Annotated in this window: 20 protein-coding genes; 6 read left to right on the top strand and 14 right to left on the bottom strand. The window is 66.4% G+C overall.

The window, feature by feature from the left end; all coding sequences use genetic code 11:
• Positions 1 to 25: 25 nt before the first annotated feature.
• Positions 26 to 1,021, top strand: a complete 996-nt coding sequence (locus tag D0B54_RS19470) for an alpha/beta hydrolase (RefSeq protein WP_117293303.1) — start codon at positions 26 to 28, stop codon at positions 1,019 to 1,021.
• Between the two features lie 3 nt (positions 1,022 to 1,024).
• Here D0B54_RS19470 and D0B54_RS19475 read toward each other — a convergent pair whose 3' ends face one another.
• The 6 genes from D0B54_RS19475 to D0B54_RS19500 form a co-directional block, all read right to left on the bottom strand.
• Complete coding sequence (locus D0B54_RS19475; RefSeq protein ID WP_117293305.1) at positions 1,025 to 1,825, bottom strand: SDR family NAD(P)-dependent oxidoreductase; 801 nt, start codon at positions 1,823 to 1,825, stop codon at positions 1,025 to 1,027.
• A 64-nt stretch (positions 1,826 to 1,889) separates the two neighbouring features.
• Positions 1,890 to 3,203 (bottom strand): amidohydrolase family protein, encoded by a 1,314-nt coding sequence (locus D0B54_RS19480; protein ID WP_117293307.1) that lies wholly within the window; start codon positions 3,201 to 3,203, stop codon positions 1,890 to 1,892.
• Between the two features lie 33 nt (positions 3,204 to 3,236).
• Positions 3,237 to 4,400 (bottom strand): thiolase family protein, encoded by a 1,164-nt coding sequence (locus tag D0B54_RS19485; RefSeq protein ID WP_117293309.1) that lies wholly within the window; start codon positions 4,398 to 4,400, stop codon positions 3,237 to 3,239.
• Positions 4,397 to 4,801 carry a Zn-ribbon domain-containing OB-fold protein gene (locus D0B54_RS19490; RefSeq protein WP_117293311.1) on the bottom strand — a complete coding sequence of 135 codons (405 nt, stop codon included), beginning with the start codon at positions 4,799 to 4,801 and terminating at the stop codon, positions 4,397 to 4,399. Before D0B54_RS19490 ends, D0B54_RS19485 begins: the two co-directional genes overlap by 4 nt.
• A gap of 13 nt (positions 4,802 to 4,814) precedes the next feature.
• A complete protein-coding gene (locus tag D0B54_RS19495) occupies positions 4,815 to 5,630 on the bottom strand; it encodes a coniferyl-alcohol dehydrogenase (RefSeq protein WP_117293313.1) in 816 nt (271 codons plus the stop codon).
• Between the two features lie 53 nt (positions 5,631 to 5,683).
• On the bottom strand, positions 5,684 to 5,878 hold the full coding sequence (locus tag D0B54_RS19500; protein ID WP_117293315.1) for a ferredoxin: 195 nt from the start codon (positions 5,876 to 5,878) through the stop codon (positions 5,684 to 5,686).
• A gap of 424 nt (positions 5,879 to 6,302) precedes the next feature.
• On the opposite strand from D0B54_RS19500, the gene D0B54_RS19505 reads away from it, so the two are divergent.
• Positions 6,303 to 8,000, top strand: a complete 1,698-nt coding sequence (locus D0B54_RS19505; protein WP_117293319.1) for a winged helix-turn-helix domain-containing protein — start codon at positions 6,303 to 6,305, stop codon at positions 7,998 to 8,000.
• Here the strand turns inward: D0B54_RS19505 and D0B54_RS19510 are convergent.
• A complete protein-coding gene (locus D0B54_RS19510) occupies positions 7,957 to 8,382 on the bottom strand; it encodes a hypothetical protein (RefSeq protein ID WP_117293321.1) in 426 nt (141 codons plus the stop codon). The two genes, D0B54_RS19505 and D0B54_RS19510, sit on opposite strands and share 44 nt — an antisense overlap.
• A 247-nt stretch (positions 8,383 to 8,629) precedes the next feature.
• On the opposite strand from D0B54_RS19510, the gene D0B54_RS19515 reads away from it, so the two are divergent.
• Positions 8,630 to 9,289: an ankyrin repeat domain-containing protein gene (locus tag D0B54_RS19515; RefSeq protein ID WP_117293323.1), complete on the top strand. Its 660-nt coding sequence runs from the start codon at positions 8,630 to 8,632 to the stop codon at positions 9,287 to 9,289.
• A 95-nt stretch (positions 9,290 to 9,384) separates the two neighbouring features.
• Here the strand turns inward: D0B54_RS19515 and tadA are convergent, their stop codons facing one another.
• The 3 genes from tadA to D0B54_RS19530 form a co-directional block, all read right to left on the bottom strand.
• Positions 9,385 to 9,861: a tRNA adenosine(34) deaminase TadA gene (tadA, locus tag D0B54_RS19520; protein WP_117293325.1), complete on the bottom strand. Its 477-nt coding sequence runs from the start codon at positions 9,859 to 9,861 to the stop codon at positions 9,385 to 9,387.
• A gap of 74 nt (positions 9,862 to 9,935) precedes the next feature.
• Entirely contained in the window at positions 9,936 to 10,973 is a 1,038-nt protein-coding gene (locus tag D0B54_RS19525; protein WP_117293327.1) for an aldo/keto reductase, read from the bottom strand.
• Between the two features lie 35 nt (positions 10,974 to 11,008).
• Positions 11,009 to 12,187 (bottom strand): MFS transporter, encoded by a 1,179-nt coding sequence (locus tag D0B54_RS19530; protein ID WP_117293329.1) that lies wholly within the window; start codon positions 12,185 to 12,187, stop codon positions 11,009 to 11,011.
• A gap of 89 nt (positions 12,188 to 12,276) precedes the next feature.
• Between D0B54_RS19530 and D0B54_RS19535 the strand changes: the two genes are divergently transcribed.
• Positions 12,277 to 13,224, top strand: a complete 948-nt coding sequence (locus tag D0B54_RS19535) for a LysR family transcriptional regulator (protein ID WP_117293331.1) — start codon at positions 12,277 to 12,279, stop codon at positions 13,222 to 13,224.
• Between the two features lie 17 nt (positions 13,225 to 13,241).
• Here the strand turns inward: D0B54_RS19535 and D0B54_RS19540 are convergent, their stop codons facing one another.
• Complete coding sequence (locus tag D0B54_RS19540) at positions 13,242 to 14,105, bottom strand: SDR family NAD(P)-dependent oxidoreductase (RefSeq protein WP_117293333.1); 864 nt, start codon at positions 14,103 to 14,105, stop codon at positions 13,242 to 13,244.
• Positions 14,106 to 14,255: 150 nt separating this feature from the next.
• Between D0B54_RS19540 and D0B54_RS19545 the strand changes: the two genes are divergently transcribed.
• Complete coding sequence (locus tag D0B54_RS19545; RefSeq protein ID WP_117293335.1) at positions 14,256 to 15,224, top strand: AraC family transcriptional regulator; 969 nt, start codon at positions 14,256 to 14,258, stop codon at positions 15,222 to 15,224.
• Between the two features lie 61 nt (positions 15,225 to 15,285).
• Here D0B54_RS19545 and D0B54_RS19550 read toward each other — a convergent pair whose 3' ends face one another.
• Positions 15,286 to 16,185, bottom strand: coding sequence for an oxidoreductase (locus tag D0B54_RS19550; RefSeq protein ID WP_117293337.1), 900 nt, complete (start codon positions 16,183 to 16,185; stop codon positions 15,286 to 15,288).
• Between the two features lie 105 nt (positions 16,186 to 16,290).
• Positions 16,291 to 16,941, bottom strand: coding sequence for a DsbA family oxidoreductase (locus tag D0B54_RS19555; protein WP_117293339.1), 651 nt, complete (start codon positions 16,939 to 16,941; stop codon positions 16,291 to 16,293).
• A 172-nt stretch (positions 16,942 to 17,113) separates the two neighbouring features.
• Here D0B54_RS19555 and D0B54_RS19560 point away from each other — a divergent pair, with 172 nt between their 5' ends.
• Positions 17,114 to 18,052 (top strand): LysR family transcriptional regulator, encoded by a 939-nt coding sequence (locus D0B54_RS19560; RefSeq protein WP_117293341.1) that lies wholly within the window; start codon positions 17,114 to 17,116, stop codon positions 18,050 to 18,052.
• Between the two features lie 38 nt (positions 18,053 to 18,090).
• On the opposite strand, the gene guaA is transcribed toward D0B54_RS19560, so the two are convergent.
• Entirely contained in the window at positions 18,091 to 19,662 is a 1,572-nt protein-coding gene (gene guaA, locus D0B54_RS19565; RefSeq protein WP_117295382.1) for a glutamine-hydrolyzing GMP synthase, read from the bottom strand.
• Between the last annotated feature and the right edge of the window lie 132 nt (positions 19,663 to 19,794).

Consider the following 19,794-nt stretch of genomic DNA (forward strand, 5'->3'; position numbering starts at 1 on the left):
CCCCTCCCTTCCGCCGGAATCCACCATGAAAGCTGAACTCATCCAGACGGACCGCCTGACCCCGATCGCGGCTTCGGCGGCGGAGATCGTCTACCGCGACATCCCGATCGGCCTGCGCAGCCGCATCCGTGTCCGCCTCCTGCGGCTCATCCTGAAGCCGCTGGTGGGCCGGATCGTGAATGCCAGCCATTCGAAGATCGCAAAAACCCAGCTGCGCGTGGCAGCGATGCCCTGCCCCGATAGCGCCGGCCTTTCGCTCGACTACCAGATCGTCGGCCGCGTGCCCGGCCACGTCATCGGCAGCCTGAAGGACACGAGCCGTCCGGTCGTGCTCTGGCTGCACGGCGGCGGCTTCGTCCTGCCCGCCGCTCCCGGCGCTCACATGGTCATGGTGGCGAAGATCTGCCGCGAACTCGACGCCGACGGATTCCTGCCCGACTACCGCCTCGCCCCGTTCAACCGCTTCCCGGCCTCCCTCGACGACTGCGAGCGTGCTTATCGCGCCCTGCTGGACAAGGGCTATGCGCCATCGAAGATCGTGCTCGGCGGCGACTCGGCCGGCGGCAATCTTGCACTGGGCGTGTTGCAGCGGATTCGCAAGGCGGGCCTGCCGATGCCCTGCTGCACCGTGGCGGTATCGCCCGTGACCGAGATGGGTCGCCTCCATAGTCCGCCGTCACGCACGCGGTTGATGAAGCAGGACCCGCTGCTGCCGATCGCCGCGATGCAGCGCATCGACGAACTCTATGCCGGCGGCTGGGACGCCTCCGATCCCGAGCTTTCGCCCCTGTACATGGATTGCTGCGGCCTGCCGCCGATGTACTTCCTGGCCAGCGACAACGAGGTCCTGCTCGACGAGACCATCCTGCTGGCGCAGCGGGTGCATGAGGCCGGCGTGCCGATGACCTGCCACGTCTGGCCGCTGCTGCCGCACGCCTTTCCCCTTTTCGAGCTGCAGTTTCCCGAAGTCCGCCAGGCGCGGCAGGAGATCGCCGGGTTCGCGAAGCGCCATCTCGGATGAGCGTTACACCGCGAAGCTGTACCCGCCGTTGACCGGATAGGTCTGCCCGGTGATCCAGCCCGATGCCTCCGAGCACAGGAACAGCGCCATGGCGGCGACATCGTCGGGTTGGCCGAAGCGGCGGACCACATAGCGCGCGACATGCGCCTTGGCCTGCTCGCTGGCCATGAACTCGCTCTTCGCCGGTTCATCCAGTGCCGGCTCCAGCGTCGACAGCGAGATGCAGTTCGCCGTGATGCCGTAGCGGCCCGTCTCGCGGGCAATGGCGCGCATGAAACCCGCGGCGCCGGCCTTGGCCGCCGAATACGCCGCCAGCCGTGCTTCGCCGACGCGACCGGCATCGGACACGATCGTCACGATGCGCCCACGCTGCTGCGCCACCATGCCCGGCAGCGCGGCATGGCAGCAGTTCATCACGCCCTGCAGGTTGGTGCGCAGGAAACGGTCCCAGTCGGCCGGCCCGGTCTCCCAGAACAGCGGCGACAGGCGCATGGCCTGGTTCGGCCCGGCGTTGCCGGCATTGTTGACCAGGATCGTCACCGGCCCCAGCGTCGCGGCACTGTCCATCGCCGCGCTCACCGCGGCGTGGTCGCCTACATCGGCGGGCACGGCGATCGCGGGCACGCCCAGCGCCCTGATCTCGGCAGCCACCGCCTCGGCGCGTACCGCGACGAAGTCGTTGACCGCGATGCCACCGGCATTGTGCCGCGCGAAAGCCAGTGCCATGGCGCGGCCCGCACCCTGCCCGGCCCCGGTGACGAAGGCCACCTGGCCGCCCAGGTCCAGCAGGCCTGCGTCACTCATCGGCCGCGCACTCCATATCGGCACTCGCGCGGGGAGCCTTGCGCCCCCACGCGAGCGCCGGTCGTCAGGCCGCCTTCGAGTGATGCGAGAACATCTTCATCAAGTCGCCCGAGGTCACCGGACGGGCTTCCTCGCCCTCGGCCAGCGGCTTGGCGCCGCCGGAAGACTTGGGCGACACGTCCACGCCATCGGCCGCGGCCCTGGCGCGCAGCGCGCCCACCGTCAGGTCCTCGCGCCTGTGGTGCTTGAACGGGTCGAAGTTGAAGAAGCGCATCGCGTTGAGGTGGGTCACCTTGTCGATCTGCGCCTGGGTCAGGTGCGCGACGCTCTTCCACAGGTACTCCGGCACCTCCGGCCACAGGCTGTCCGAATGCGGGTAGTCGCACTCGTAGGCCACCAGGTCCTCGTTCAGCGAGTCGAGGTTCTTCAGGCCGAAGGAATCGTCGATGAAGCAGTTCAGGAAATGGCGGCGGAAGATCTCGCTGGGCTTGGTGACGCCGAACTTCGAGTGCGTCCAGGCCTTGTGCCGCTCATGGCTGAAATCGGCGCGCTCGAGGAAGTAGGGAATCCAGCCGATGCCGCCCTCCGACAAGGCGATCTTCATCTTCGGATAGCGGTGCAGCGCATCCAGGTTCAACCAGTCGGCGGCACCGACGGAGATGGACATGGGCATGGTGGTGATCCAGGCCTCGATCGGCGACTCCATCGAAGCATGCGGCGCCGGGTTGCCGGCACCGATGTGCAGGCAGATGGCCATGTCGTGATCGACCAGGGCCTTCCACATCGGCTCCCAGTAGGCATTGTGGATGCTCGGCAGACCCTGCACGGTCGGGTTCTCGTTGATCGAGACCGCCGTGCAGCCCTTCTTCGCGATGCGCTTGATCTCTTCCACCACGGCCTTCATGTCCCAGGTGGGCAGCAAGGCGCAGGGAATGAAGCGACCGGGGTGAGACCCGCACCACTCATCGATATGCCAGTCGTTGTAGCCGCGCATGTGGATCAGCGACAGGTTCTTGTCCGGCACCTTGTGGAAGCGGCCGCCGTCGAACCCGGGGAAACTGCCGAAGTTGAGCGACGCGGCGATGCCGTTGACGTTCATGTCGCCGACACGGGCCTTGTGGTCGTAGCAGCCGGGACGCAGCTGCTCGAAGGAGGTCGGCTCCATGCCGTACTCATCCAGCGGGCGGCCGACCACGGCATTGAGGCCTACCGAGGGCATCTTCAGGCCCTGGTATTCCCAGTAGGTGGTGCCGTTCTCGTTCACCAGCAGCTGCGGCGCGGTCTTCAGGTCGTTGCCGGACAGGTGCTTCTGGTACATGTCCGGCGGCTCGCTGATGTGATCGTCGACGCTGATCAGCACCATGTCGTTCATCTTCATGAAATTCTCCTGCCTGCTTGAATGCTTGAGTGCTCAATCCCGCGTCAGCAGCAGGGCGGTGGCCAGAGGCCCGCCGCCCGACGTGCAGACCGCCACGCGCGGATCACCTGGAATCTGGCGTTCGCCGCCCTTGCCTCTGAGCTGCACGACCGACTCGTGCGCAAACCCGAACCCATGCAGGCGCCCGGCACCGATCTGTCCGCCGAAGGTGTTGAGCGGCAGCTCGCCGTTCAGCGCAATGCGCTGGCCGCCTTCGATGAATTTTCCGCCCTCGCCGACACCACAGAAGCCCAGGGCCTCCAGCCAGGCCACGGCCTGGAAGCTGAAGCCGTCGTAGAGCTGCACCGTGTCCACATCGGCAGGCTTGTAGTCCGTGCGCTTCCACAGATCGGCGCCGGTGGCATAGCAGGCCATCCATTCGGCCTGGTCCCAGCTGTGGCGCTCGACCGTGCCGGCCATGGCGGCAATGCGCACCGGCGTGCAGCGGACCTCGTCCAGCGCGTCGCCGGCCGAAACGATCAACACGGTCGAGGCATCGGTGAAGCGGTCGCAGTCATAGAGGCACAGCGGCGAAGAAATCATCCGCGCCGACAGGTACTCCTCCATCGTCAGCGGCTCGCGCACCAGGGCGCGCGGATTGAGCGCGGCATGGGCGCGGCCGGTCAGCGCGATCTGCGCCAGCTGCTCGCGGGTCATGCCGTAGCGCTTGACGTGACGCATCGCGTACTGCGCGGTCCAGTTGGCCGCGGACAGTGCATTGAACGGGGCGAACCACTGCGAGTAGCCGTCGACGCGATCGCGCCGCTGCACCGGGTATTCCTCGGGCCGCGCCAAGGCAGCAGCCTCGTAGACCGTGCGGTAGCAGATCACGTGGCGCGCCTGGCCGGTGCGCACGGCCGCCGCCGCGGCCACCACGGCACCCAGCTGCGAGGTGATCTCGCCGCCGCCGGCATGCCAGGTGGCGCGAATGCCCAGCGCGTCGATCAGTTCGTCTGCACCCACCGGCGAGAAGCCGAGCAGGGCCGGCACGCGCCCGGGATAGGTGGACACACCGTCGACCTGGCCGATCGTCAGGCCGGCCTCGTCCAGCGCCTCGCGGATCGCATCCAGCGTCAGCAGCAGCGGATGGCGCGTCAGCTTCACGCCGATCCGGGACTGGCCGACGCCGCTGATATAGGCTTCGTTCGCGGACATCAGGCAAGCTTCTCGAACAGCGGAAAATAAATCTCGCCCTGCTGCTCGAACTTCACTCTCACCCGGTCACCGATATCGACCTCTTCCACCGGGCAGCCCACGATATTGGTCGTGAGATACACGCCCGGGGCGCCGTCGATGGCCACGCGCGCGATGACATACGGCACCTCGAGCGCCGGATGCCATTTCTGGTGATTGACGGTAAAGGTATCCACCACGCCGGTCCCGGCCACCGCGACCGGCCTGACCTGCTCCGACAGGCAGCTGCGGCACACCGGGCGCGGCGGGTGGATAAAGGTCTTGCAGTCCTGGCACTGCATCAGGCGCAACTCGCCTTCCGCGCCGCCCGTCCAGAACGGGCGGTTGTCGGCATCCAGGCGCGGCATCGGACGTGGTGCGGCCATCCCTGTGCCTGCCTCAGGAAGCGTTGGCCATCAGGCTGCGCGGATCGATCTGGCCCGTGGCGATGCCGCCCATGAAGCCACCGTCCACCGCCAGCGCAACGCCGTTGATGTAGCTCGCCGCCGGGCTGTTGAGGAACAGCAGCGGGCCGGCCTGCTCGTCCGGGGTCGAACGGCGGTTGATCGGCTGCATCGCTGCATCCAGCACCGAGGCCTTGGTGGCCTGTTCGAAGTGGCTCATCATCGGCGTCTGCGTCGGGCCGGGCATGGTGCAGTTGATGCGGATGCCCTGCTTGATCAGGCGGAAGGAGCTCACCATGGTCCACAGGATGATCGCCTCCTTGGAGAAGGCATAGCCCTCCCTGACCTGCTCGGCATTGTCCTGGCACCACTTGATGGACGCTTCGTAGTCGGTGATCTGCAGCAGCTGCATCAGCACCGGAATGCGACGGCTCCAGCCCATGCCGCCATTGGAGGAGATGCTGACGATGGCGCCGCCCTCGGACATCAGCGGCAGCACGGCTTCGGTCACGCGGCGCGTGCCGGCGTAGTTGACCTTCATCACGTCCAGCGCCGGCGAGGTCTGCGGCAGACCGGCACAGTTGAACAGCGCATCGACCTTGCCGCCGATCCTGGCGATGGTGGCGTCGATGGCCGCAGGGTCGCGCAGGTCCACCTGGTTGAACGAAGCCAGGCTCAGCTGGGTCGGCTTGTAGTCGATGCCATGCACTTCGGCGCCCTGCTCCAGCAGCTTGCGGGCCGTGGCCTCGCCCATGCCGGAGAAACAGCCGCTGACGACCACACGCTTGTTCTTGTAACCCAGAAAGTCCATCTCACTCCTCCAAAGCTTGTTCTATGCAGGCGACCTGACGGGCCGCGCCGGAATCACTCTTCCACAACGACGATGATGCGCTCGGGGCAGGCCCGCGCTCCGCGCCGGGCCAGCGCCTCCATGCCCTCGGGCACGTCGATTTCCTCGACGGCGATATAGCCGTCCTCGTTCAGCGGAAACAGCTCCGCCGACACGGCCGCGCAGCGCGCGTTGCCGACGCAGGACGCCTTGTCTATCCGAATTTTCATGTCTTCCTCCTGCGACGGCGGCTCGCCCCCGGCGCCCCGGATAGGCCGTGCCTGGGTGCCGCCACCGCGAACGGTTCCCGGGCGCGAAACGGTGCGCCCCGGAAAACTTTATCTCACAAATCCAGATAACATACAACAGTGATGTTTATTATAGACCGAGAGCCGGACAGCGCAGCGGCGCGGTGGCGCAATCCGGGTCCGCGAGCAAATAAACCGACAGTCAGTAGTGCCACCCCGCGCGACCGCCTGACGACTGCATCACACTGGCTGCCCCCGAATGCCCTCTGGCGTATTGCATGCATCGCCCCCGCTAGGCAGTGTGATGACAGGGGGATGTACCCATGAATGCTGAAGGGAATTGCCGGACAGGCAGGTGCGCGGGCTTTCGCCGGGCAGGCGGAGGTTCGCACATCGTCGCGCCGCCATGAACCTGCGCGAGCGCCTCGGCGGCTTCATCGACTGGCCCATGAGCCAGCGGCTGTTCCTGCTCGGATCGGTAGGCGTGTTCGCCTCCGTCTTCGCCGCGCTGGTCAATGCCCTGCTGTTCAGCGTCGCCTATCCCACGGCGATGAACCTGCAGTTGCTCAACGGCTTCATCTACGTCTGGATCGTCGCGCAGGTGCTGGTCACCATTGCCGCGATTCCGGCGGCGCGGGCGGGTCGCGACGGCAAGCTGCCGGCGCGCCTGTTCGTGATGGTGCAATCGCCTTTCATCGTCGGCCTGCTGCAGCTCTACGGCACCATGGGCACGCCGCTGGTGGCGATCTACCCGGCCATCGTGATCCTGTGGACCCTGGTACTGGACGAGGACCTCGGCCTGTTCGGCTTCTGCAACCTGATGGCCTGGATGCTGCTGGTCGGCGTGCTCGAGGCCAGCGGCTGGCTGCCCTATGCGCCGATGATGCTGGAACGCTCGATCGATGCGCAGAACAACCCGGTCTGGTTCACCGCCGTGTCCCTGCATATCCTGGTGCTGCTGGGCTTCTGCGTGTCGCTGTGCATCCTGTTCCAGCGCACCCAGCACAGCCAGCGCGCCCGCGTGCGCCAGGCCCATGAATCCCTGGAGCGCGCCAACCGCCTGATCCGCCGCTACGTGCCCGCGCGCCTGGCCGAGCAGATCGCCTCCGGCGCGCACCTGGAGTCGACCAAGCCGGAGCGCCGCAAGCTGACCATCGTCTTCGTCGGCGTCGAAGGCTTCATCGGCGCCGCGGAAGAACTGGAGGCCGAGGACCTCGCGGCGATCCTCGGCGAGTACCTGTCGGAGATGGTCGCCATCGCCGATCGCCACGACGGCACCGTGGCCCATGTGCTGGGCGACAGCATGCTGATCCTGTTCGGCGCGCCGCACTTCACCGACGACCGCGACCACGCCCTGCGCGCGATCCGCATGGCGCTGGAAATGCAGCAGCGGGTCGACGGCCTGCGCGACATGTGGTCGCGCCACGGCCTCAACCAGCCCTTCCGGATCCGCATCGGCATCAACAGCGGCTATGCCAGCGTCGGCGACTTCGGCTCGCAAGAGCGCAAGCTGTACTCCGGCATCGGCCTGCAGACCCACGTCGCCGAGAGCATCCAGGAGCACTGCGGCCCGGGCCAGGTCCTGATCAGCCACCCGACCTGGGCGCTGGTGCAGGACGAGGTCAGCTGCCCCTCCTGCGCCGACATCGCGGTGAAGGGGCTGGGCTACCCGCTGCGGGTCTATGCCCTGCCGGACGACCGCGCGGTGCTGCCGCAGGCCCTGCAGCCGCAGCCGGCCGAGCCCCAGGCGGGTCCTGCAGGCAGCGTGGAGGTCTGGAACTTCGGCCACGCCAGCTTCGACGAAGGCAGCCTGGTGCTGAGCTTTGCCGGCGCGCCGGTGGAACTGGAGCGCAAGCCGCTGGAGGTGCTGCGCTACCTGCTACGCCACGCCGGCAAGGTGGTGACCAAGGACGAGCTGTTCACCGCCATCTGGCCCGGCCGCATCCCCAGTGAAACGGTCGTCGCCAAATGCATCAGCCGCCTGCGCGAGGTCCTGCACGACGACCAGCAGGGCATCATCAAGACCGTGCACGGCTACGGCTACCGCTTCGTCGCCGAACTCAGGCCCGAAGCGCCCAGGTTCCCCGCGGCGGCGGTGCACTGAGCGCGAACGCCGGCTCCGCCGGTACGGCCGCACGCAGCGGCACCACCTTCCGGGCCACCGGCAGCGGCTCCTGCGCGGCGCGCGGCTGCGGCTCCGGAACGGCGACAGCCGGCACCTGCACCGCCACCGCGTCCTGCGGCTGCCGCAGCAACAGCACCAGGGCGGCAAAGCAAAGGAAGGTCAGCAGCAGCACCGAGGCCCAGATCAGCACCGCGCCGCCGCCATAGCCGCCCGCCTCCATCATCGCCACGCCCGGCACATAGGCCGGAGCTACCGGCACGCCCGCCTGTACCGCCGCCTGCGCCTGCCCGAGGCCGCCGGCCAGCAGCGCTGCCGCCGCAACACCCTGATTTCCCAGGTTCTTCCAAGCCGAGTAGTTCATTGCCGAAACCCCTTGTTGGTGGAACGCACCGCATGCGGTGGATGGTTCCAATCTGGGCTCCGCGGCACCGGAAGTCTTAACGAAGTCCTGAAATCCGCCTGAATTCTTCTTGAGCAAGTCTTGAATCCAGGCGCTTTTGTGACGTGGGTCGCGGGAATTCCTGAAGTCCGGCCGGCTCCTGCCGGGGTTGAGCCCGGCCGCGTTCGCCGCTAGGCTGCGCCCCTTTCCCAGGCCACCCTCCCCCGCCATGTCCGCTGTCCGCCCCCTGATGCTGGCCATCCAGCAACGCGATCTCGAAGCCGCCAAGGCTGCCCTGGAGCGCGACGCCTCCCAGGCCACCGACGCCATCCCCGGCGGCCTGTCGCCGCTGATGTTCGCGCTCTACAACGGCGCCCTCGACATCGCCCAGCTGCTCAAGGGCTTCCGCCCGCTGGACGTGTTCGAGGCCGCCGCATGCAACGACGCCCGCCGCGTCGCCGAACTGGTCGCGGCGCAGCCGGCGCTGACCACCGAATACAGCCCCGACGGCTGGACCCCGCTGCACCTCGCCGCCTTCCTCGGCTCGCGCGAGGCCGTGTTCGTATTGCTGGGCCTGTCCGCGCCGATGGAAGCGGTCTCGCAGAACCCCATGGCCAACACGCCGATGCACGCCGCCATCGCCGGCCCCGCCGGCGAAGCGCTGGCGCCGCTGCTGATCGGTTTCGGGGCAGACGTGAAATACGTCGGCGGCAGCGGCGTCAGCGCCCTGCACCTGGCCGCCTCGCGCGGCTTCGAGGGCCTGTGCAAGCTGCTGCTGTCGCGCGGCGCCGACCGCCAGGGCCGCACCGAAGACGGCAAGACCGCCGCCGAGATCGCGCGTGAGCGCGGGCACCTGAATACCGCGGCGATGCTGGACCTGGCGGTCTAGAAGGTTAGCTTGCTTTACGTGGGAGCGGCTTTAGCCGCGATCTTTGGGCTTCATCGCGGCTAAAGCCGCTCCCACAAAAAGAAGTCCAGGCCCAGCTACACCGTCTTTCCGCGCCGCGCCCTGAAGAAATCCCGCAAAATCTGCCCGCACTCCACCTCCAGCACCCCACCCTGCCAGGGCAGGCGGTGATTGAGGCGCGGGTTGGCGATCACGTCGTAGACCGAGTGCACGCCCCCCGCCTTGGGATCCGGCGCGCCATAGACCAGCCGCCCGACGCGCGCATGGATGATCGCCCCGGCGCACATCACGCAGGGCTCCAGCGTCACGTACAGCGTGGTGTCGAGCAAGCGGTAGTTGCCGATGCGCTGCGCCGCCGCGCGCATCGCCAGCATCTCGGCATGCGCGCTGGGATCGTGGTCGCCGATCGGCCGGTTCCAGCCCTCTCCGATGATGCGGTCGCCCTGCACCAGCACCGCGCCCACCGGCACCTCGCCCGCCTCCTGCGCGCGCCGCGCCAGCAGCAGCGCGTGGCGCATCCAGTGTTCGTCTTCGGGCGTGGGGGTGTCGGCCATGGCGGGTCGCGGCTGCGGATGGATACGGCGGAAGCGTATCAATACCAGCAAATCGCGACGCCGTCAGCGGGCGCTCAGCCGGGCACCGCCACCGGGCTGCGCTCGCTGAACTGGCCGTTCCAGTACGGGTAGTAGGGATACGGCGGCGTCACCCGGCTGGCCGCGTCGAGCCGCGCCATCTGGTCCGCGTTCAGCTGCCAGCCCAGCGCGCCCAGGTTCTCCTGCAGCTGCGCCTCGTCGCGCGCGCCGATCAGCACGCTGGATACGGTCGGCCGCTGCAGCAGCCAGTTGATCGCGATCTGCGGCAGGGTCTTGCCGGTCTCGGCCGCCACCTCCTCCATCGCGTCGATCACGCGGTACAGTTGCTCATCGCTCACCGGCGGCGCGAAGCCTGCGGTCTCGTGCAGGCGGCTGCCCTCCGGCAGCGGCTGGCCACGGCGAATCTTGCCGGTCAGGCGCCCCCAGCCCAGCGGGCTCCAGACCAGCGCGCCCAGGCCCTGATCCTGACCCAGCGGCATCAGTTCCCACTCGTAGTCGCGGCCAACCAGCGAGTAATAGGCCTGGTTGGCGACGTAGCGCTCCAGGCCCAGGCGGTCGGCGGCGGCCAGCGACTTCATCAGCTGCCAGCCGGAGAAATTGGATACGCCGAGATAACGCAGCTTGCCCTGGCGCACCAGATTGTCGAGCGTGGTCAGCACCTGCTCCACCGGCGTCTTCGCGTCGAAGGAATGCAGCTGCAGGATATCGATGTGATCGGTGTCCAGGCGCCGGAGCGCTGCATGCACGCCCTCGATGAGGTGGTGGCGCGAGGAGCCGATGTCATTGGGACCCTCGCCGACGCGCAGCGAAATCTTGGTGGAGATCAGCGCGCGCTCGCGGCGCCCCTTGAGCGCGGTGCCGAGGATCGTCTCGGAGGCACCGCTGGAATAGGCATCGGCGGTGTCGAACAGCGTGACGCCGGCATCCAGGCAGATATCGACGATGCGCCGCGCGGCGGCGACGTCGGTATTGCCCCAGGCACTGAACAGCGGGCCCACGCCGCCGAAGGTGCCGGCACCGAAGCCGAGGGCGGGCACTTTGAAACCCGAGTTGCCGAGATAGCGGTATTCCATGATCTTGCTCCTGTGGGGAAACGGGATGGCCGCGCTCAGGCGGCGATGTCGCAGGGCGCCGCGCGGCGCCGCTGCAGCGACCGGCCGGCCAAGGCCAGCGCCAGGCCCGCCACGGTGAACAGCAGGGCCACGCCGCCCAGCGCCCGCAGGCCGAATCCCTGTGCGATCGTCAGGCTGCCGGCGGCCGCGCCCAGCGCGTTGCCGAGATTGAAGGCGGCGATGTTGAGGCTGGAGGCCAGTGTCTGGCCTGCACCCGAGGCCGCCTCCAGCACGCTCAGCTGCAGCGGCGCCACCGTGGCGAAAGCGGCGATGCCGAGCACGCCGAAGAACAGCGCGGCGGCCCAGGGCGTGCCGATGGCCAGCGGCATCGCGGCGAACACCAGGGCCAGCAGCGCCAGCGTGGCAGGCACGGCCCGCGTCGGCGCCCGGTCCGCCAGGCGCCCGCCCCAGACATTGCCGAAGGCCAGGCCCAGGCCGAACAGCAACAGGATCGCCGACACCGCCTCGGCCGAGACGCCGGTGACGTCGATCAGCAGCGGCTGCACATAGGTATAGACCGCGAACACGCCGGCAAAGCCCAGCACCGTAATCCCCAGCCCCAGCAGCACCTGCGGCCGCGCCAGCACCTCGAACTCCTCGCGCAGCGGCGCCAGCTTGCCGCGCGGCGCGGCATCCGCCGGCACGAACAGCGCGATGATCGCCAGCGCCAGCAGGCCGATCACCATCACCGCCCAGAAGGTCGCGCGCCAGCCGAAGTGCAGACCCAGCCAGGCGCCGGCCGGCACCCCTAGCAGCGTCGCCGCGGTCAGGCCGGTGAACATGATCGCGATGGCCGATGCGCGGCGCTCCACCGGCACCAGGCCGGTGGCCACGATCGAGCCGACGCCGAAGAAGGTGCCATGGGCCAGCGCGGTGACCACGCGCGCCGCCATCAGCCAGCCGTAGTCCGGCGCCAGGGCGCAGGCCAGGTTGCCCAGCGTGAAGATCGCCATCAGGCCCAGCAGCACCCGCTTCTTCGGCAGCGTGCGGGTGGCGATGGTCAGCAGCGGCGCGCCGACGGTGACGCCCAGCGCGTAGCCGGAGATCAGCAGGCCGGCGTCCTCCACCGACACCTGCAAGTCGGCGGCGACCTGCTGCAGCAGGCCCATGATGACGAATTCGGTGGTGCCGATCCCGAAGGCGCCGGCGGTCAAGGCAAGAAGTGCGATTGGCATAGTGGGCGCACTGTAGGCGCCGCCGCCCTGGATGAATATCCGGACGCATGGACATACACTTGTGACTTCAAATCACAGGATCAGACGCCATGCCGCGCATCGAGATCAACCGCTCCGGCGAGATGGAGGCCTTCGTGCTGGTGGTGGACCGCGGCGGCTTCTCCGCGGCGGCACGGGCCCTGGGCATGACGCCCTCGGCGATCAGCAAGCTGGTCGCCCGCCTGGAAGCGCGCCTCGGCACGCAGCTGGTGCACCGCTCCACCCGCAAGCTGCAGCTCACCGCCGAGGGCCAGCAGTTCTACGACGCCAGCCAGCGCGTGCTGGGCGACCTGGACGAAGCCGAGCGCGGCGTCGCCGCCGACACCACGCCGCGCGGCCGCGTGTCGATCAACACCAGCACCTCCTTCGGCACGCAGGTGCTGCTGCCGCTGGTGCCGCGCTTCATGGAGCTGTACCCGCAGCTGGCACTGGACATCGCCCTGACCGACCGCGTCGTTGACCTGATCGACGAGCGCGCCGACATCGCCGTGCGCTGGGGACCGCTGCCCTCCTCCGCCCTGGTCGCAAGACACCTGGGCGAAACCACGCAGGCCATCGTCGCCTCACCGGCCTATCTCAAGCGGCACGGCACGCCACTGAAGCCGCAGGACCTCGCCGCGCACCAGCAACTGGATTTCAGCTACCGCCGCCGCGTGCCCGACTGGCCGCTGCGGGTCGGCGGCAAGCCACTCGACGTGCCCGTGCGCGGCCACATCCGCAGCAGCGACGGCGAGGCGCTACGCCATCTCGCCGTCGCCGGCATCGGCCTCGCGCGGCTGTCACGCTACCACGTGCAGGCCGACCTGGACGCAGGGCGGCTGGTGGCGGTGCTGGAGAAGTACAACCCGATGGAAACAGAACCCATCCACGCCTTGTACCTCGGCAAGCCCGGCAGGCTGCCGTCACGCGTCAGGGTGGTGCTGGACTTCCTGGTGGCGCGGCTGGCGGAGGATGCGCGGCTCAGGGGGACGGCGGTGCCACGCAGCACGAAGCGCTAGCGGGATGATTCGCGACGCTACTCTGAAGGGAAATCGGGCAGTGGCCCCTCGGAAGCAATATCCGTCCATGCGCTTACATTCTGCCACCGCTCAGCAGCAGCATTTCTCGCCGCGTCAGCTCCAAGTGCTCCCTGGAATGCATCTGAGCCGAGGAGGATGTGGGGCGGCAGACGATCAGCTCCAGCGACACCGATGACAACCCGCGCGACCTTTTCAGGATCGCTGGGTTCATTGCCCCAATAGGCTTCCAGTTGCCGAACAGTTTCCCCAACCGAGGCATCATAGTCCGGCAACATGGGGGGCACGCTTCCAAACGCTCGCTTACCCCAATTGGTGCGCATGCCGCCTGGTTCGAGTGCGGTCACTTTGACCCCAAACGGTGCGGCTTCAAGAGCGATTGTCTCGGCAAAGCCACCCACCGCCCACTTGGAAGCAATATAAGCAGCGTTACCCGCCAAGGCAGATCGACCACCGACGGACGAGATCTGGATGATATGACCGCTCCTCTGTCGGCGCATCCCAGGAAGGGCGGCCCGGGTGAGGTTCACGACACCAAAGAAATTGGTTTCCACAACACGGCGAAAGTCATTCGATGAAACCTCCTCAAATGGCCGCGTTTCACCAAACCCTGCATTGTTCACGAGAACATCAAGGCGTCCGAAAGCCGAGATGGCAGCGTCTACGGCTGTGATGCTCTCTCGCTCATCGGTAACATCGAGACGGACCGGTACTACGCGAGAACCATAAGACCTAACCAAGTCATCCAACTGGTTCACGTCGCGCGCAGTCGCGACGACACGATGGCCCGCCTCCAGCGCTTTTGCTGTGATTGCCCGGCCCAAGCCGGAGCCACTACCTGTAACAAGCCATACCTTAGACATACTCGATCTCGTATCCATCAGTTCGTGATGGATCCAACTCTATGCATGGCTGCAGGTGGCCGTTAGCCCGATCCTTCCCAATTATTGCCTGATCGTCTTGCCGGGCGCGGATTCCTTGTCCGAGCAACAGCCCCGGGGCACAATGACTCCATGGTTCTGATGAACAACGCCCGGCCTCAGCCGGCTTGGCCCGATGAAGACCCCGAGAGCGCGTCGCTGCGCACGCGCCTTCGCTCATATCTGTTGGCGCACTTGCCTGAAGCTGGCGACCACGTATCCGCGTTGCCCGGCCTGACCCTGTATCGTCGCGATGGACCCACCGAACCCGCGTCGATGCTTTACGAGCCCAGCGTCGGCTTCGTCGTTCAGGGCCGCAAGCGTGTCGTCTTGGGCTCGGATGCCTATGAGTATGACGCGGCCAAATTTGTTCTGACGGCGGTGGATTTACCCACGATCTCGCATGTGCTGGAGGCCAGTCCCAGCCGACCCTGCCTGTCCATGATGCTGAAGCTGGACTTTGCCATGGCGCAGGCAATCGGAGGGGAGATCGACCTGCAAGGCATCGCCGCGACGAGCAACGCCGAATCCGGCATGACTTTTGGGCATATGACCACGGAACTGCTTGACGCTTTCGTGCGATTTTCCGCGCTTGCCGACAAGCCTCAGGACATTGCGATCATGGCGCCGCTGGTGCTGCGCGAAATTACATATCGTCTGCTGATGGGGCCGTCGGGCGGCCATCTTCGTCGCATTGCCAGACAAGACCCCCGGCGCGACAGAATCCTGGCTGCAATCGCTTGGCTACGCGAGCATTACGCTGAAGCGATCCGCATCGAGGATTTGGCGGAAATGGCTGCAATGGGGGTTTCGACTCTGCACCATCACTTCAGCGCCATCACGCACATGAGTCCGCTGCAGTATCAGAAGCACATTCGGCTCCATGAAGCGCGACGTCTGCTATTGACCGAGGGGCTGGACGCAACCTCTGCCGCGTATCGTGTCGGCTATGAAAGCGTGACCCAGTTCAGTCGCGAGTACAGGCGACTGTTCGGCAATCCCCCCATTCGCGACATCTTGCTGCTACGCGGCGGCTTGAATGAACAGCCTGACAGTCCCTGAAATCCATTGCGCTGGCCTCGCTGAAGAACCTATCGACGGGCGGCCATCACGGACATTGAGCTCACAGGAGCGGTTTTACTTTCGTCATTTCGATCGAGAGATCCCAGAGCCGTTTGGCGACATCGGGATTCTTTGCACGCTGATCGATATGAGCACGGGTTGCGGGTCCCGCGCTCTCCCCCCTTCGCGAAGGCCCATAGTACTCCCCACCCCGTGCGCGCTCGTCCGTGGCGGCCAGCAGTGTCGGCCACGCACCGCTGGCGGCACTATTGACCAGGGGACGCAGCACAGGGAGAAAGATCCGGACCCACTTGGGTAAATAACGGCTCAGCTCCGTATCCGCCAAACCCGGATGGGCGGCAACGCAGATCGCCTTGGTGTCGAGGGTGGCCAGTCGGGCGTTCAGGTCCAGGGAAAAGACCAGGTTGGCGAGCTTGCTGGAACCATACTGCTTGAAGGCATCGTAGTGCGTATGAGCGTTGATGTCTTCGAAGTTGATGAAGCCCATCTTGTGCGCGTTCGAGGACAGGACCACGATTCGCGTGCCGTCGGCCATCAGCTTGGGCAGCAATCGGCCGGTGAGGGCGAAGTGCCCGAAGTGATTCACCCCCATCTGGCTTTCGAAGCCCTGTCGGGTTCGCTGCAGTGGCGGAACCATCAGCCCCGCGTTGTTGATCAGCACGTCGATCTTCGGCTCGCGCGACAGCACATCGGCCGCCGCGGCCACGGAGTCCAGGTCCGCCAGGTCCAGCGCTACGAACTTCAGGTCGGCCGTGGGGGCATGCTTGCGGATGGCGTCCATTGCGCCGCGCGCAAGGGCTTCCGAGCGGCACATCAGGATGACCCTCCCGCCCTTCATGGCCAAGGCGCGCGCCGTCTGAAAGCCGAGGCCGGTGTTGGCGCCCGTAATGGCGAAAGTCTTGCCAGACTGATTGCCCAGGTTCTGTTCGGTAAAGCCCATTGCGATCTCTCTTTCTGTTGATGGGGGTGCTAGGAGGCCGATGCGGCGGTCGCTTGAACGACGCCGGCGCAGGGCATGAGGGAATGTGAGTCGCGGTGGATCACGTTAAGCGGCCCTCTCCGACGCAAGCTGCCTCAGAGTGCTCTCGTACTGTTCGGGCGATTGCGAGCCGCTGATCACATGGCTGCCGTTGATCATGATGAAAGGGACAGCTTTCACGCCACGACATCGCCAGAGCTGCTCGTCCGCGCGGACGTCTTCGTCATGTCGTCCGCTCGAAAGGACCTCGCGAGCCGCCTGTGGATCGAGGCCAGCCTCGACGGCGGCGGCGATCAGGACACCGTGCTCCGAGGGATTCAGTCCCTTTGAGAAGTACGCGGCGAAGAGCAGGCGCTTCAGCTCCAGCTGGCGGCCCTGGAGCCCCGCCCAATGCAGCAGACGATGCGCGTCGTGGGTGTTGTAGATGCCCGAGGCATCGCTGTAGTTCATCGTGAAGCCGAGCCCCGCCACCTGCCGGGTTCCCTGGGCGCAGCCATTGCGGACATCCGCGGCCGAGATACCGAATTTGCGGTTCAGGTTGGCCGCAAGGCTCTCGCCCTCGGGCGGCAGGTCCGGATTCAGCTGATACGGGTGAAAACGCAACGTAGTTGCGATCACGTCGCTCGTCCGCTCAAGGGCGATCTCGAGCGCGAGAAGGCCTGCGAGGCAAAAGGGACAGGAAACGTCCGACACGAAGTCGATGGTCATCTTGGTCATGGCTCAGCTCACGCATCGCGAGAAAGGGGGTCCCGCTTTGGAAGTGGACCGCTTGTGCGGTGGAATGGATTGGAGCTTAGGCGCCTTGATTGAAGAAATAATCGTTAGCACGGGACCAGGGTCTTGAACTTCAAGTTCACAAACCGCTTCGAGAATCGGCTATGGTCATCGCATGAAGCGCGACCTGTTCGACGGATTGACCCATTTCCTGGCCGTGGCGCGGCACGGGGGCTTTACCCCTGCCGCCGAAGCGCTGGACATGACGCCGACCGCGATGAGCAAGGCGATCCGGGTACTGGAGGCGCGCTATCAGACCAAGCTGTTCCAGCGCACAACACGCCGCGTCCGGTTGACCGAGGCGGGAGCGGAGCTCTATCAGCGCCTGGAGCGCGCGGCCAACGAGGTCAGCGAAGCGCTGCAGGCCCTCAGCGTGGCCCAACTCGTGCCGACCGGCACGTTACGGCTTACTGTGCCGCACATGGCCATGGAGCGCATGATCGAGCCCATCCTGGAGCGGTTTCAGGAGCTGTATCCCATGGTCAAGCTCGACATCTCGCTCAACGATGTGCTCGTGGACCTCGTCGCTGAAGGCTTCGACGCCGGCGTCCGGCTCGGCGAGTCGATCGACCAGGACATGGTCGCCATCCGCCTGACGCCGGAGAACCGCTGGGCCATCGCCGCGAGCCCTGCCTATCTGGCGAAGGCCGGACGGCCGAAGCGGCTTGAAGACCTGCCGCGGCACAAGGCGGTCCTGTACCGCTTTCCGACGAACCGGTCGCTCTACGTCTGGGAGTTCGAACGCAACGGCAAGACCATCAAGGTCCGGATGCCCGAGCAGTTGATCGTCGACGACCGGCTGGCGGCTGTCCGGCTCGCGAAGCGCGGCCTTGGCCTCGCCTTCGTGGGAGAGATGGAGGTGGCAGAGGAAGTCGAGCGTGGCGAGCTTGAGCTGATGTTCGAGGAGTTCATCCCGCGCGACGCCGGGTTGTTTCTTTACTTTCCAGCTGCGATGCAGAGTCAGCCGAAGCTGCGGGCCTTCATCGATCTCGCGAAGAGCCTGGCGACGACCACGAAGGCAAGGCGGCCGCGCGGCGGCCGCTCAGCCTCATGATGTTTGGCGATTGAACCAGTCGGTCCGCGCGAGAAAGATCATTCCCACTCGATGGTGGCGGGCGGCTTGCCGGAAATGTCGTAGACCACGCGCGATACGCCCGGAATCTCGTTGACGATCCGCCGCGAGCAGACATCCAGCAGCTCGTACGGCAGATGCGCCCAGTGCGCCGTCATGAAGTCGATGGTCTGCACCGCGCGCAGGGCGATGACGGGCTCGTAGCGGCGGCCGTCGCCGGTGACGCCGACGCTCTTCACCGGCAGGAACACGGCGAAGGCCTGCGAGGTCTTGTCGTACCAGCCGCTCTTGCGCAGCTCTTCGATGAAGATGTGGTCGGCCAGACGCAGCGTGTCGGCGGCGGCCTTGGTGACTTCGCCGAGGATGCGCACGCCCAGGCCCGGACCCGGGAAGGGGTGGCGGTAGACCATCTCGCGCGGCAAGCCGAGTTCCACGCCGATGGCGCGGACCTCGTCCTTGAACAGCTCGCGCAGCGGCTCCACCAGCTTCATCTTCATGCGCTCGGGCAGGCCGCCGACGTTGTGGTGGCTCTTGATGACGTGCGCTTTCTTGGTCTTGCCGCCGGCAGACTCGATGACGTCGGGGTAGATCGTGCCCTGCGCCAGGAAGTCGATGCCCTGCAGCTTGATCGACTCCTCCTCGAACACCTCGACGAACAGGCGGCCGATGATCTTGCGCTTGGCTTCCGGGTCGCTGACGCCGGCCAGCTCGCGCAGGAAGCGCTCCTCGGCGTCGACGCGGATGACCTTCACACCGAGGTGATCGGCGAAGATCTTCATCACCTGGTCGCCTTCCTGGTGGCGCAACAGGCCGTGGTCGACGAACACGCAGGTCAGCTGCTCGCCGATGGCCTTGTGCAGCAATGCCGCGACCACCGAGGAATCGACGCCGCCGGACAGGCCCAACAGCACCTTGGAGCTGCCGACCTGCTTGCGCACGGTCTCGATGGCGTCCTCGATGATGCGGCCCGGCTTCCAGGCGTCGCCGCAGCCGCAGATTTCGTGCAGGAAGCGCGAATAGATGCGCGCGCCCTGGGTGGTGTGCGTCACTTCCGGGTGGAACTGCAGCGCAAAGTAACCGCGCGACTCGTCGGCCATGCCGGCGATCGGCACGTCCTTGGTCGAGGCGATGCGCTTGAAGCCTTCCGGCAGCTGCGAGACATGGTCGCCATGCGACATCCACACGTCTAGCAGGCCGTGGCCTTCGGTGTTGACGCGATCCTCGATGTCCTTGAGCAGGCGCGAATGCGCGTGCGCGCGAATCTCGGCATAGCCGAACTCCTTCACCGAACCCGGATCGACCTTGCCGCCCAGCTGCGCGGCCATGGTCTGCATGCCGTAGCAGATGCCCAGCACCGGTACCTTGAGGTCCCAGACCGCCTGCGGCGCGCGCGGCGAGTCGGCCTCGATCACCGACTCCGGGCCACCGGAGAGGATCACGCCCTTCGGCCCGAAGGCGCGGATGTCCTCGTCGCTGATGTCCCAGGGATGCAGCTCGCAGTAGACGCCCAGCTCGCGCACGCGGCGGGCGATCAGCTGCGTGTACTGGCTGCCGAAATCGAGAATCAGGATCTTGTCGCTATGGATATTCATGCCGGAGGGATCAGGTACGACGTTGTGCGGCTCGCGCCGCCAGTTGTGCAAGAAGACGGCCCTGGGATTCCAGGGCATGCAGCTTTTCGGCGAAATTCATGGCACCGAAGCGCCGCCGCCGCTCTTCCTCTT

Origin of the sequence: Solimonas sp. K1W22B-7 (assembly GCF_003428335.1) — a bacterium.
GTDB lineage: Bacteria > Pseudomonadota > Gammaproteobacteria > Nevskiales > Nevskiaceae > Solimonas_A.